Source organism: Streptomyces sp. DI166 (assembly GCF_900091315.1).
In the GTDB taxonomy this organism is placed as follows: Bacteria; Actinomycetota; Actinomycetes; order Streptomycetales; family Streptomycetaceae; genus Streptomyces; species Streptomyces fuscus.
Map to the genome: position 1 here is coordinate 63,218 of NZ_FLSP01000006.1, position 15,011 is coordinate 78,228.

Sequence of the window (15,011 nt, forward strand, 5' to 3'; positions counted from 1 at the left end):
AGTACCGAGGAGCATCGATGTCGGCCCCCAGTCTGACCCAGAGCAAGGCGGGACCTCCCCGCCACTCCCAGCCGCGCGAGACCTCCCGCGCGACCCCAGGCGGATCCTTCGCCAAGAGCCTGCGCCGCAACCTGACAGCTCATGGCTTCCTGATCGGCGCGGTCCTCTGCTTCGCCTTCTTCTCCTGGTATCCGATGGTCAGGGAGTTCTTCCTGGCCTTCCAGAAGACCGAGGCGGGCGAGACCACCTGGGTCGGCCTGGACAATCTGCGGACGGTCTTCAACGACCCCGCCTTCTGGCAGGCGTGGCGCAACACGCTGCTGTTCACCGTCCTGGCACTGGTGCTCGGATTCGTGGTGCCGTTCGTCGTCGCGATCGTCATCAACGAGTTCCACCACGGCCAGGGCTACCTCCGGCTGCTGGTCTACCTGCCGGTGATGCTGCCGCCGGTCGCCTCCGTGCTGCTGTTCAAGTACCTCTACGATCCCGGCTACGGACTCCTCAACGAAGTCCTCGGCATCTTCGGGGTGCCGGAACAGCAATGGCTCCAGGACGCGGACCTGTCCATGCTCTCCGTCGTCATCGCCGCCACCTGGATGAACATGGGCGGCGCCGCGCTCATCTACCTGGCGGCACTCCAGAGCATCCCCGGCGAGCTGTACGAGGCGGCCGAACTCGACGGGGCCGGTCTGCTGCGCAAGATCTGGCACGTCACCATCCCGCAGACCCGGCTGATCCTGTCGCTGATGCTGCTCATGCAGATCATCGCGACGATGCAGGTCTTCGTGGAACCCTTCCTGCTGACCGGCGGCGCCGGACCGGAGGGCTCCACCACGACCGTGGTCTACCTGATCTACCAGTACGCCTTCAACTTCAACAACTACGGTGCCGCCGCGGCGCTCGGCCTGCTCCTGCTCGTACTCCTCGCCGGATTCTCGGCGGCGTACGTCAGGCTCAGCCGCGCCGAGGACGAGTAGGCCAGGGGAGAACGACATGTCCACGCGCACGCTCATCTCGCCGGCCCAGCTCGCCCGGCCGCGCGGCAAAGCCCTGTACTGGACCGTCTTCACCGTGGTCGTCGGCGGCTTCACGCTGGTGTTCCTCGGACCGCTGTACTGGCTGATCTCCAGCGGATTCAAGGACACGCAGGAAGTGATCCGGACCCCGCCGACCCTGGTGCCCGAGTCCTTCGAACCCGACAACTACCGGCAGGCCTGGGATGTCATGGACCTCGCCGGACTTCTGGGCAACACCCTCTACTACGCGTTCGGCGCACTCGCCTTCCAACTCGTCCTGGACGTCGCGGCCGCCTACTCGCTGTCCAAGCTGCGGCCGGTCTTCGGCAAGGCGATCCTGGGCATGATGCTGGCCACCCTGATGATCCCCGCCACGGTACTCGTGGTGCCGCAGTACCTGACCGTCCTGGACGTGCCCATCTTCGAGCGGAACCTGCTCAACACCCCATGGGCGATCTGGCTGCCCTCGGTGACCAACGCCTTCAACATCTTCCTGCTCAAGCGGTTCTTCGACTCGATCCCCAAGGAACTCCTGGACGCCGCCGCGATGGACGGAGCCAGCCCGATGCGCACCCTGTGGTCGATCGTGCTGCCCATCTCCCGGCCCATCCTCGGCGTGGTGTCGATCTTCGCGGTGGTCGGGGTCTGGAAGGACTTCCTGTGGCCCATGCTCACCCTGCCGGACCCGGCCAAGCAGACCCTCAACGTCGGCATCTACTCACTGTCCAGCGGCGTACCGGTGAACGTGCTGATCGCCGCGCTCACCATCGCCTCCGTGCCCACCCTGCTGATCTTCCTGATCTTCCAGCGGAACATCATGAGCGGCCTCACCGCGGGCGGCCTCAAGGGCTGACCGCGCCCGGCCGATTACGCACTCCCGAAGCCTTCGCCGCCGGCCCGTCCGACGCCCCGCCATCCGGGCCGGCGGCGAAGATCCCACCTGCCCGAAAGGAACGCCCCGTGGCAGCCCCCACCCCGCACCGCACCGACGACTGGTGGCGCGACGCCGTCATCTACCAGGTGTACCCGCGCAGTTTCGCCGACGGCGACGGCGACGGCACCGGGGATCTCGCGGGCGTGCGCGCCCGACTGCCGTACCTTGCCCAACTCGGCGTCGATGCCGTCTGGTTCACCCCCTGGTACCTCTCGCCCCTGGTCGACGGCGGTTACGACGTGGCCGACTACCGCACCATCGACCCCGCCTTCGGCACCCTGGCGGAGGCCGAGAAACTGATCTCCGAGGCGCGCGAACTCGGCATCCGCACCATCGTCGACATCGTCCCCAACCATGTCTCCGACCAGCACCCCTGGTTCCGGGCCGCGCTCGCCGCGGGCCCCGGCAGCCCGGAACGGGAGCTGTTCCACTTCCGCCCCGGCCGTGGGAAGGACGGCGAACTGCCGCCCAACGACTGGCCGTCGCAGTTCGCCGGCTCCACCTGGACCCGCGTCCCGGACGGGGAGTGGTACCTGCACCTGTTCACACCGGAGCAGCCCGACCTCAACTGGGCCCATCCCGCGGTGCGCCAGGAGCACGAGGACGTCCTGCGCTTCTGGTTCGAACGAGGCGTGGCGGGCGTACGCATCGACTCCGCCGCGCTCCTCACCAAGGACCCCGCGCTGCCGGACTACGTGGAGGGCGTCGACCCCTGCCCGTACATCGACCAGGACGACATCCACGACATCTACCGCTCGTGGCGGGCGGTCGCCGACGAGTACGGGGGCGTCTTCGTGGGGGAGGTGTGGCTGCCGGACGCCGAACGCTTCGCCCGCTACCTGCGCCCCGACGAACTGCACACCGCGTTCAACTTCAACTTCCTGGCCTGCCCCTGGGACGCGGAGCGACTGCGCCGCTGCATCGACGACACCCTCGCCGAGCACGCCCCCGTCGGTGCCCCGGCCACCTGGGTCCTGTGCAACCACGACGTGACCCGCACCGTCACCCGCTACGGCCGTGAGGACACCGCCTTCGACTTCGCCCGCAAACGCTTCGGCACACCCACCGACCTGGACCTCGGCACCTGCCGCGCCCGGGCCGCCGCCCTGCTCACTCTGGCCCTGCCCGGCTCCGTCTACCTGTACCAGGGCGAGGAACTGGGGCTCCCCGAGGCGGACATCCCGCTGGATCGCATCGAGGACCCCATGCACTTCCGCTCCGGCGGAACGGACCCCGGCCGCGACGGCTGCCGCGTCCCCCTGCCCTGGCAGTCCGACGCACCGCACCACGGATTCGGCACGGGTGCCGAGCCCTGGCTGCCGCAGCCCGCCGACTGGGCACGCTACGCCGTAGACCGGCAGAACGACGACCCGGACTCGATGCTCACCCTCTACCGCCGGGCCCTGCACCTGCGCCGCACCGAGCCCGGCTTCGGCGACGGCCCGATGACCTGGCTCGACGGCGCCGACGGCGTCCTCGCCTTCCGCCGTACGGACGGACTGCTCTGCGTCGTCAACCTCTCCGACTCACCCACCGCCCTGCCACCGCACGAGCAGCTCCTCCTCGCCAGCGGGCCGCTGCACCCCGACGGAACGCTGCCGCAGGACACCGCCGTGTGGCTGCGGGCCTGACCCTGCGCACCGACGCCTGCCCCGCCCGAGCCAAGGGCGCGGGCGGGCACGGCCATCCGTCCCGGCCTCCCTTCCTCCTGCGAAAGACTTCCCCAGACAGAAGCGAGCCCCGATGTCCCCAAGACGCGCCCGCACCACGGCGAGCGTCGGCGCCCTCGCCTGCGCCCTCCTCCTCACCGCCTTCGACGCGACGGCCACCCCCACGCGGCGGCCCGCCCCCGAATCCCGCCCGGTCGTCACCCGCGCCGCCCTCGACCCGAAGCTCGTCGCCGGACGCGGCGCCGAGGTCCCCTTCGACGAACAGGAAGCCGAGAACGCCACGACGAACGGCCGCGTCATCGGCCCGGACCGCACCCCCTACACCCTGCCCTCCGAGGCCTCGGGGCGTACGGCGGTCCAGCTCAAGCCCGGCCAGCACGTCGAGTTCGTGCTGCCGCGCGCCGCGAACGCCCTCACCGTCCGCTACAGCATCCCCGACGCCCCCGAAGGCGGCGGCATCACCGCGCCCCTCGACGTCACCGTCGACGGGCGGCACCGCAAGCGGATGACGCTCACCTCGCAGTACTCCTGGCTCTACAACCAGTACCCCTTCACCAACGACCCCCGGGCCGACCTGCTGCACCCCGACTGGTGGATCACCGAGTGCTCCTGCGTCCCGGCCGACACCACACCGGCACCGCAGATCACCAAGCCGTTCCGCCCGACCCACTTCTACGACGAGCAGCGCCTGCTCCTCGGCCGGACCCACGCGGCGGGCGAGCGCGTACGGCTGACGGTTCCCCGCGGCAGCCGCGCGGCCTGGACCGTGATAGACCTGCTCGACTCCGAACTGGTCGCACCCCCACGAGGCGTACGCGGCGGCGTCGACGTCCGTGCCTTCGGTGCCGACCCCACCGGGCGACGCGATGCCGCGCCCGCCATCGAACGCGCCATCGGCGCCGCCCGCCGCACCGGCCGGCCCGTCTACCTCCCGCCCGGCACCTATCAGGTCAACCGGCACATCGTCGTCGACGACGTGACCATCACCGGTGCCGGAAGCTGGTACACGATCCTCAAGGGCCGCGAGGTCACCCTGGACCGGCCCGCGCCCGACGGCTCGCGGCACACCGGCGTCGGCCTGTACGGCAGGAGCGCGGCGAGCGGCGGCAGCCGCAATGTGCATCTGTCCGGGTTCGCCATCGAGGGCGATGTGCGCGAACGGATCGACGACGACCAGGTCAACGCCATCGGCGGCGCGATGAGCGACTCCACCGTCCGCGGCCTGTATCTGCACCGCACCAAGGTGGGGCTGTGGTTCGACGGCCCCATGTCGAACGTCCGGGTCACCGACAACGTCATCACCGACCAGATCGCCGACGGGCTGAACTTCCACACCGGCGTGACCGGTTCGGTCGTCCGCAACAACTTCGTCCGCAACACCGGCGACGACGCGCTTGCCATGTGGTCGCAGGGGACCGTCGACGCGGACAACGTCATCTCCCGCAACACCGTCCAGTCACCGACCCTCGCCAACGGCATCGCCGTCTACGGCGGCCGGGACAACACCGTCAGCGGCAACCTCGTCGCCGACCCCGTCCGCGAGGGCAGCGCCCTGCACGCGGGCGCCCGCTTCGGCGCCGAACCCTTCACCGGCAGGCTCCGCTTCACCGACAACACCACCGTGCGGGCCGGCACCTTCGAGCTGAACTGGAGAATCGGGCTCGGCGCGCTGTGGCTGTACGCGATCGACCGGAGCATCGACGCCGATGTACGGGTCACCGGCGACCACTACCTCGACAGCACCTACAACGCGATCATGCTGGTCAGCGAGTTCGGGGTGAAGGACCAGTACGGCATCCCGGAGGTCCACTTCAAGGACATCCGGGTCGACGGCACCGGCACCTCGGTGGTCAGCGCACGGGTGCGGGGCTCCGCGACGTTCGAGAACGTGGACGCCCGGAACGTCGGCGCTGTCGGGGTGAACAACTGCGGGGCGTTCAACTTCCCGCCGACGGGCTCGGAGTTCGGCCTCACCGACCGCGGGGGCAATGACGGCGGCTGGCTCGCCGACTGGCTGCTGCCCAACACCATCACCTGCGACGACCGGCCACCGGTGGTGCCGCCGCCGGCACCGTCTCCGTGGTGAGATGCTGGTGCAAAAAGGTGACGTGAAAGCGTGCAATATATTGCGGAGTTTGCGTTACGCTTGCGTGTATGACGCGACGACTGGCCCAAGTGGCGAAGAAGGTGGGGGTCAGCGAGGCCACGGTCAGCCGTGTCCTCAACGGCAAGCCCGGAGTGTCGGAAGCGACCCGGCAGTCCGTGCTCACGGCACTGGACGTGCTCGGATACGAGCGCCCCACGCAGCTTCGCGGGGAGCGCGCCCGCCTCGTCGGCCTGGTGCTGCCGGAACTGCAGAACCCGATCTTCCCGGCGTTCGCGGAGGTCATCGGGGGCGCGCTCGCCCAGCAGGGGCTCACCCCGGTGCTGTGCACGCAGACCAAGGGCGGGGTAGCCGAGGCCGACTACGTGGACCTCCTGCTCCAGCAGCAGGTCTCCGGCGTGGTCTTCGCCGGCGGTCTCTTCGCGCAGGCCGACGCGCCGCACGAGCACTACCACCTGCTGGCGGCGCGGAAGGTGCCGGTCGTGCTGGTCAACGCCTCGATCGAGGGCCTCGACTTCCCGTGCGTCGCCTGCGACGACGCGGTGGCCGTCGAGCAGTCGTGGCGCCATCTGGCCTCGCTCGGTCATGAGCGGATCGGCCTGGTCGTCGGCCCCGCCGACCACGTCCCCTCGCGCCGCAAGCTGGACGCCGCCCGGGGTGCCGCGCAGGCCATGGGCATGGCCCTGCCCGACGTGTTCGTGCAGCGATCGATCTTCTCCCTGGAAGGCGGCCAGGCCGCGACCGCGCGGCTGCTGGAGCGGGGCGTCACCGGCATCATCTGCGGCAGCGACCCCCTCGCGCTGGGCGCCATCAGGGCCGCCCGCCGCCGCGGGCTCTCGGTGCCCGCGGACGTCTCGGTCGTCGGCTTCGACGACTCGGCGTTCATGACCTGCACCGAACCTCCGCTGTCGACCGTCCGCCAGCCCATCGAGGCCATGGGCCGCGCGGCGGTCGACCTGCTGTGCGCCCGGATCCAGGGCTCCCACTCGCACCCGGGGGAGCTGCTCTTCGAGCCCGAACTGGTCGTGCGCGGGTCGACGGCGCCGCCCCCGGCCGGCTGAGCGTCCGCGCCCGACCGTCCCGCCCTGGCCGTCCCAGGCCACTTCGGCACCGGGATCACCGCCGCGTTGAGTGGCCGCGATCCCGGTGCCGTTGGCGTTTCCGGGCCCGATGTCTGTCATGGCTGCGACGAAACCGTTGACAAACGCGTCACACAGTAGAAACCTCTCACTCCAGCGATGCAAACAAGTCACAAAGTTACTCAAGAAGTTAGCTAGACATCGCATTTCCTTGTTGGAGTCATGCTGGGCTCCCGGTGCACGACCTCGCCGGCACTCCCGCCGGGCCCTTCACACAGCTCCACGTCCGGAGGGACCGGCGGCAGAGCCGGGGACGTGCCGCGCCCACATCGCGGAAGGGCCACCATGAAAGGCACACCTACGGGCAGACGAGGGTGGGTCGGTCTGCTGGCGGCGGGCCTGATCGCCGTCGGACTACTGCCCGCCCCCGCACACGCGGCGGACGACGATCCCAACCTCGCACTCGGCAGACCGGCGACGGCCGGAGGGGCCCACGGAGGCTACCCGGCCACGAACGTCACCGACGGCAGCCAGCAGTCGTACTGGGAGGGCCCGGCGGGCTCCTTTCCCCAGTGGGTGCAGGTCGACCTGGGCTCCCAGGTGGACCTGGACCGTGTCGAGCTGAAACTCCCCGCCGCATGGGAGCAGCGCTCCCAGTCCCTCGCCGTTCTCGGCAGCGCCGACGGCGACTCCTTCACCACACTCGCCGACGCACAGTCCCGCACCTTCAGCCCCTCCGAGGCGAACACCGTCGACATCGACCTGCCCGCCGCGACCGCCCGCTACGTCCGGGTCCGGGTGACCTCCAACTCCGGCTGGAACGCAGCCCAGTTGTCGGAGCTGGAGATCTACGGCGAAGGCGGCGACGACCCCGGCGACCCGCCCCTCGAAGGCACCAACCTGGCCCGGAACAAGCCGATCGAAGCCACCTCCACCACACAGAACTACGTCGCGACGAACGCCAACGACGACAGCCTCACCACCTACTGGGAGTCGGCCGGATTCCCCTCCGACCTGACCGTGAAGCTCGGCGCAGACGCCGAAATCGAGGCCGTGGCCGTCAAACTGAACCCCGATCAGATATGGGCGGCGCGCCAGCAGTCCCTGACGGTGCTGGGCCGCGCGCAGGGGGCTTCCGCCTTCACCACGCTCAAGGCCCGGGCCGACTACACCTTCAGCCCGTCGTCGAACCAGAACTCCGTGGTGATCCCCGTGACCGGCCGCGTCGCGGACGTACGCCTGTCCTTCCACTCCAACACCGGCGCCCCCGGCGGCCAGGTCGCCGAGTTCCAGGTGATCGGCAGGGCGGCGCCGCACCCCGACTTCGTGGTCACCGACCTCACCTGGTCCCCGGCCACCCCGTCCGAGAGGGACGAGGTGACGGTCGAGGCCACCGTCCGCAACGCCGGCACCGCCAACGCCCCCGCGACCACGGTGAACGTCAGCGTCGAGGGCGCCGTCGCGGGCTCCGCGCCGGTCCCGGCCCTCGCCGCCGGAGCGTCCACCACCGTCTCCGTCCCCGTCGGTAGGCGCCCCGAGGGCTCGTACAGCGTCTCCGCGGCCGTCGACCCGACGGACACCGTCGCCGAACTCGACAACACCAACAACAGCCGTACGGCGGACCGGAAACTCACGGTCTCCCAGGCGCCGGGACCGGACCTGAGGGTCACCGGCATCACCAGCAACCCCGCCTCACCCGCGGTGGGTTCGACCGTCTCGTTCACCGTGGCGGTGAACAACCGCGGCACCACCGCCGTCCCCGCCGGCACCATCACCCGGCTCACCGTCGGCGCCACCACACTCCAGGGCACGACCGGCGCCGTCGGCGCGGGCGACACAGCCACCGTCGCCATCGACGGCACCTGGAAGGCCACCAGCGGCGGCGCCACCCTGACCGCCACCGCCGACGCCACCGACGTCGTCGACGAGACCGACGAGAACAACAACGTCTTCGCCCGCTCCATCGTCGTCGGACGCGGCGCCGCCGTGCCCTACACCGAGTACGAGGCCGAGGACGGCACCTACGAGGGAACCCTCCTCACCGCCGACAAGAAGCGGACCTTCGGGCACACCAACTTCGCGACCGAGTCCTCCGGCCGCAAGTCGGTACGGCTCGACGACACCGGCGACCACGTGGAGTTCACCTCGACGAGCGCCGCCAACTCCATCGTCGTCCGCAACTCCATCCCGGACTCGGCCACGGGCGGCGGCCGCGAGGCCACGCTCAGCCTCTACGCCGACGGCGAGTTCGTCCGCAAGCTGACCCTCTCCTCCAAGCACAGCTGGCTCTACGGCAGCACCGACGACCCGGAGGGCCTGACCAACAGGCCGGGCGGTGACGCGCGACGGCTCTTCGACGAGTCCCACGCCCTGCTCACCGAGACCTACCCGGCCGGCACCAAGTTCCGTCTCCAGCGGGACTCGGGCGACTCCGCGGCCTTCTACATCGTCGACCTGATCGACCTGGAGCAGGTCGCCGCCCCCGCGGCCAAGCCCGCGGCGTGCACCTCCATCACCGAGTACGGCGCCGTACCCAACGACGGCATCGACGACGCCGACGCCATCCAGCGCGCGGTCACCGCCGACCAGAAGGGCGAGATCGACTGCGTGTGGATCCCGGCCGGGCAGTGGCGCCAGGAGAAGAAGATCCTCACCGACGACCCGCAGGACCGGGGCCAGTACAACCAGGTCGGCATCCGTGACGTGACCATTCGCGGCGCCGGCATGTGGCACTCGCAGCTGTACTCGTTGATCCCGCCGCACGAGGCCGGTGGCATCAACCACCCGCACGAGGGCAACTTCGGCTTCGACATCGACGACAACACCAAGATCTCCGACATCGCCATCTTCGGCTCCGGCACCATCCGGGGCGGTGACGGGGGAGCCGAGGGCGGCGTCGCGCTCAACGGCCGCTTCGGCAAGGACACCAAGATCACCAACGTGTGGATCGAGCACGCCAACGTGGGCGCCTGGGTCGGCCGGGACTACTCCAACATCCCCGAACTGTGGGGTCCCGGCGACCGCGTCGAGTTCAACGGGGTACGCATCCGCAACACCTACGCCGACGGCGTCAACTTCGCCAACGGCACCCGCAACTCCACCGTCTACAACTCCTCGTTCCGCAACACCGGCGACGACGCCCTGGCCGTATGGGCCAGCAAGTACGTCAAGGACACCTCCGTCGACATCGGCCACGACAACCACTTCCGCAACAACACCATCCAGCTGCCCTGGCGCGCCAACGGCATCGCCGTCTACGGCGGTTACGGCAACACCATCGAGAACAACCTGGTCTCCGACACCATGAACTACCCGGGGATCATGCTCGCCACCGACCACGACCCACTGCCCTTCTCCGGGCAGACCCTCATCGCGGGCAACGGCCTGTACCGCACGGGCGGGGCGTTCTGGGGCGAGGCCCAGGAGTTCGGCGCCATCACGCTCTTCGCGCAGGGACCGGACATCCCCGGTGTCACCATCCGCGACACCGACATCCACGACTCCACCTACGACGGCATCCAGTTCAAGACGGGTGGCGGCGCGATGCCGGGCGTGAAGGTCGAAGACGTCCGCATCGACAAGTCCGTCAACGGCTGCGGCGTTCTCGCCATGGGCGGCGCACGGGGCAGCGCCACCCTGACCGACGTCACCATCACCGACTCGGCCGAGGACGACATCTGCGTCGAACCCGGCTCGCAGTTCGTCATCAACCGCACCTGACACACCGACGGGACCGGTGCGGCGGCTGCCTCCCCAGGAGCCGCCGCACCGGCACGACGACCCGGCAGGCGACGAACCTGCCCCCTTTCCTTCGAGCCGCGTCGTGCGCCCTTCGGCACACGACGGAAGAGCGAGGACCGATGAGAACCCGCATCCGCAGATCCCGGTGCCTGAGCGCCCTGATCGCGACCAGCCTGCTGGCGCTGGGCGGACCCCTGATGTCCGCCCGTGCCGCGGGCGGACCCAACATCGCACTCGGCGACACCGCGTCGGCGAGCAGCTCGCACGCCGAGTACGGCGCCGCGAACATCACCGACGGCAACCAGGGCACCTACTGGCAGAGCGCCGGATCGAACCTGCCGCAATGGGTGCAGGCCGACCTCGGCACCGCCACCCGCGTGGACGAGGTCGTCCTCAAACTGCCCGCGGGCTGGGAGAGCCGCAACCAGACCCTCTCCGTCCAGGGCAGCGCCGACGGCACCAGCTACACCACCCTCAAGAGCTCCGCCACCTACACCTTCACCCCGGGCACGGGCAACACCGTCACCGTCTCCTTCCCGGCCGCCCAGACCCGGTTCGTCCGCGTCGACATCACCGCCAACACCGGCTGGCAGGCCGCCCAGCTCTCCGAACTGGAAGTGCACTCCGCCGACGACGCCTCCACCAACCTCGCCGCCGGACGCCCCCTGACCGCCAGCAGCCACACCGACGTGTACGCGGCGGGCAACGCCAACGACGGCAACCGGGCCACGTACTGGGAGAGCGCCAACCACGCCCTCCCACAGTGGCTCCAGGCCGACCTCGGCAGCTCCCGGGCCGTCAACCGCGTCCTGCTGAAGCTCCCGGCGGGCTGGGAGAGCCGCACCCAGACCCTGAAGATCCAGGGCAGCGCCAACGGCACGGACTTCACCGACCTGTCGAACGCGCAGACGTACACCTTCAACAGCGCGAACGACAACACCGCGACTCTCACCCTCGACGCGGCCACGACCCGCTACGTCCGCGTCCTGGTCACCGCGAACACCGGCCAGCCCGCCGCGCAGATATCCGAGCTGGAGGTCTACGGCCCGGCCACCGGCGACACCGAGCCGCCCAGCGCACCGACACAACTGGCGTACACCGAACCCGCCCCCGGCCAGATCCGGCTCACCTGGAAGGCCGCGAGCGACAACAAGGGCGTCACCGCGTACGACATCTACGCCAACGGTGACCTGCTGACCAGTGTCGCCGGAGACGTCACCGCCTTCACCGACAACCGCCCGGCCGGCCAGACGGTGTCGTACCGGGTACGAGCCCGGGACGCGGCCGGCAACCAGTCGGCCGACAGCAACACCGTCACCCGGATCGGCGAGGCAGGTGACACCCAGGCCCCGACCGCCCCCTCCAACCTGGCCTACACCGAGTCCCAGCCGGGCAAGGTCAAGCTCACCTGGACCGCGTCCACCGACAACGTCGCCGTGACCGGCTACGACATCTACGCCAACAACGTGCTGCGCGAAAGCGTCGTCGGGGACGTCACCACCTACACCGACACCCAGCCGACGACGAACACCGTCACCTATGTCGTCCGGGCGAAGGACGCGGCCGGCAACCAGTCGGGCGACAGCAACAGCGTCACCCGCAACGGCAGCGGCGGCAACGGCTCCAACCTCGCCGTGGACAAGCCCATCGAGGCGTCCTCCACCGTGCACACCTACGTCGCCGAGAACGCCAACGACAACAGCACCTCCACCTACTGGGAGGGCGCCGGAGGCAGCTACCCGCAGACCCTCACCGTCAAGCTGGGTGCCAACGCCGACCTGGAGCGGCTCGTCCTGAAGCTGAACCCCGACTCGGCGTGGTCCGCCCGCTCCCAGACCGTCGAGGTCCTCGGCCGGGAACAGAAGGCCTCCGCCTTCACCAGCCTGGTGGCGGCGAAGAGTTACGACTTCAGCCCCGCGAGCGGCAACACCGTCACCATCCCCGTCACCGACCGGGTGGCCGATGTGAGACTCAGGTTCACCGCGAACACCGGTGCCCCGGCGGGCCAGCTCGCCGAGTTCCAGGTCGTCGGCGTGCCCGCCCCCAACCCGGACCTCGTCGTCACCCAGCTGACCACGTCACCCGCTGCCCCGGTCGAGTCGGACGACATCACCATCGCAGCCACCGTCCGCAACGACGGCGCGGCCACCGCCCCCGCCAGCAGGGTCGCGGTGCGCCTCGGCGACACCAAGGTCGCCACCGCCGACGTCGGCTCCCTCGCGCCAGGAGCGCAGAGCACGGTCGAGGCGTCCATCGGCGCCCGTGACGCGGGCTCGTACGAGTTGAGCGCCGTCGCGGACGAGCCGAACGACGTCATCGAGCAGAACGAGACCAACAACACCTACACCCGGCCCACCGCCCTGGTGGTCAAGCCGGTCGCCAGCTCCGACCTCATCCCCGGCACCGTGACCACCACCCCGTCCAGCCCCGCCGCGGGCGACACCGTCACCTTCAAGGTGCCGGTGAGGAACCAAGGCACCGAGGCCGGCGCCACCGGCAGCCATGCCGTCACCCTCACCCTCCTCGACGACAGCGGAGACACCGTCAAGACCCTCACCGGCGCCCACAACGGGTCCATCGCCCCGGGCGACACCGCCGTGGTGAACCTCGGACCCTGGACCGCCGCCAACGGCTCCTACACGGTGAAGACCGTCATCGCCGCCGACGCCAACGAGCTGCCCGTCAAGCGGGAGAACAACACATCCACCCAGCCGCTGTTCGTCGGCCGCGGCGCCAACATGCCGTACACCACCTACGAGGCCGAGGACGCGACCGTCGGCGGCGGCGCGAAGACGGTCGGCCCCAACCGGACCGTCGGCGACATCGCCGGTGAGGCATCCGGCCGCAAGGCGGTGACCCTCGACGCCACCGGCGAGTACGTCGAGTTCACCACCCGCGCCGAGACGAACACCCTCGTCACCCGCTTCTCCATCCCGGACGCCCCGGGCGGCGGCGGCATCGACTCCACCATCAACGTCTACGTCGACGGCGTCTTCAAGAAGGCGCTCCCGCTGACCTCCAAGTACGCCTGGCTGTACGGGGCGGAGTCGTCACCCGGCAACTCCCCGGGCTCGGGCGCACCCCGGCACATCTACGACGAGGCGCACCTGAAGCTGGACGAGACCGTCCCGGCGGGCAGCAGGATCAGGCTCCAGAAGGACGCCGCCAACAGCGCCGCCCACTACGCCATCGACTTCGTCGACCTGGAGAAGGTCGCCCCGGTCGCCAACCCGGACCCGGCGACGTACGCGGTACCGGCCGGGTTCACCCACCAGGACGTGCAGAACGCGCTCGACCGCGTCCGCATGGACACCACCGGCACCCTCGTCGGCGTCTACCTGCCGCCCGGCGACTACCAGACCTCGGGCAAGTTCCAGGTCTACGGCAAGGCCGTCAAGGTCGTCGGCGCGGGGCCCTGGTACACCCAGTTCCACGCACCCGCCGGCCAGGACAACACCGACATCGGCTTCCGCGCCGAGGCGAGCGCGAAGGGCTCCCTGTTCAAGGGCTTCGCCTACTTCGGCAACTACACCTCACGCATCGACGGACCGGGCAAGGTGTTCGACTTCTCCAACGTGTCGGACATCGTCATCGACGACATCTGGAACGAACACATGGTCTGCCTCTACTGGGGCGCCAACACGGACCGGATGACCATCCGCGACTCCCGCATCCGGAACATGTTCGCCGACGGCGTCAACATGACCAACGGCTCCACGGACAACCTCGTCGCCAACAACGACGCCCGGGCGACCGGCGACGACAGCTTCGCGCTGTTCTCGGCGATCGACGCGGGCGGCGCGGACATGAAGGACAACGTCTACGAGAACCTGACCACCACACTGACCTGGCGAGCCGCCGGCGTCGCGGTCTACGGCGGCTACCGCAACACCTTCCGCAACATCCACATCGCCGACACGCTCGTCTACTCCGGCATCACCATCTCGTCGCTGGACTTCGGCTACCCGATGAACGGCTTCGGCACCGACCCCACGACCTTCGAGAACATCTCGATCGTCCGGGCGGGCGGCCACTTCTGGGGCAACCAGACCTTCCCCGGCATCTGGCTGTTCTCGGCGTCGAAGGTCTTCCAGGGCATCCGCGTCACCAACGTGGACATCGTCTCCCCGACCTACAGCGGCATCATGTTCCAGACGAAGTACAACGGCACCCAGCCGGAGAACCCCGTCAAGGACACCATCCTGACCGACATCTCCATCACCGGAGCCAAGCGCAGCGGTGACGCCTGGGACGCCAAGTCCGGCATGGGTATCTGGGTCAACGAACTGCCCGAACCCGATCAGGGCCCCGCCGTCGGCGAGGCCACCGTCAACTGCCTGCGCATGAACGACAACGACGAGAACATCCGCAACACCACGACCACGTTCAAACTCACCGTCAACCCCTGCTGAAACCGACCACCGCGGGACCGGCGCCGACCGGTCCCGCGGCGTTTCTGCGCTCGGT

General features: G+C 69.5%; 7 protein-coding genes. All 7 read left to right on the forward strand.

Features of this window, described 5'->3' with window-relative positions; translation table 11 throughout:
• Positions 1–17: 17 nt before the first annotated feature.
• The 7 genes from GA0115233_RS04775 (at position 18) to GA0115233_RS04805 (ending at position 14,956) form a co-directional block, all read left to right on the forward strand.
• The gene (locus GA0115233_RS04775) at positions 18–977 is read left to right on the forward strand and encodes a carbohydrate ABC transporter permease (RefSeq protein WP_093718804.1); all 960 of its coding nucleotides are present in this window, start codon (positions 18–20) and stop codon (positions 975–977) included.
• A 16-nt stretch (positions 978–993) separates the two neighbouring features.
• Positions 994–1,869: a carbohydrate ABC transporter permease gene (locus GA0115233_RS04780; RefSeq protein ID WP_093718805.1), complete on the forward strand. Its 876-nt coding sequence runs from the start codon at positions 994–996 to the stop codon at positions 1,867–1,869.
• Between the two features lie 107 nt (positions 1,870–1,976).
• Positions 1,977–3,581: a glycoside hydrolase family 13 protein gene (locus tag GA0115233_RS04785; protein ID WP_093718806.1), complete on the forward strand. Its 1,605-nt coding sequence runs from the start codon at positions 1,977–1,979 to the stop codon at positions 3,579–3,581.
• 112 nt (positions 3,582–3,693) lie between these two features.
• Entirely contained in the window at positions 3,694–5,706 is a 2,013-nt protein-coding gene (locus GA0115233_RS04790; protein ID WP_093718807.1) for a glycosyl hydrolase family 28-related protein, read from the forward strand.
• Between the two features lie 68 nt (positions 5,707–5,774).
• Positions 5,775–6,785 (forward strand): LacI family DNA-binding transcriptional regulator, encoded by a 1,011-nt coding sequence (locus GA0115233_RS04795; RefSeq protein ID WP_093718808.1) that lies wholly within the window; start codon positions 5,775–5,777, stop codon positions 6,783–6,785.
• Between the two features lie 363 nt (positions 6,786–7,148).
• The gene (locus GA0115233_RS04800) at positions 7,149–10,523 is read left to right on the forward strand and encodes a CARDB domain-containing protein (protein ID WP_093718809.1); all 3,375 of its coding nucleotides are present in this window, start codon (positions 7,149–7,151) and stop codon (positions 10,521–10,523) included.
• A gap of 140 nt (positions 10,524–10,663) precedes the next feature.
• Positions 10,664–14,956: a discoidin domain-containing protein gene (locus tag GA0115233_RS04805; protein WP_093718810.1), complete on the forward strand. Its 4,293-nt coding sequence runs from the start codon at positions 10,664–10,666 to the stop codon at positions 14,954–14,956.
• Positions 14,957–15,011: the final 55 nt, after the last annotated feature.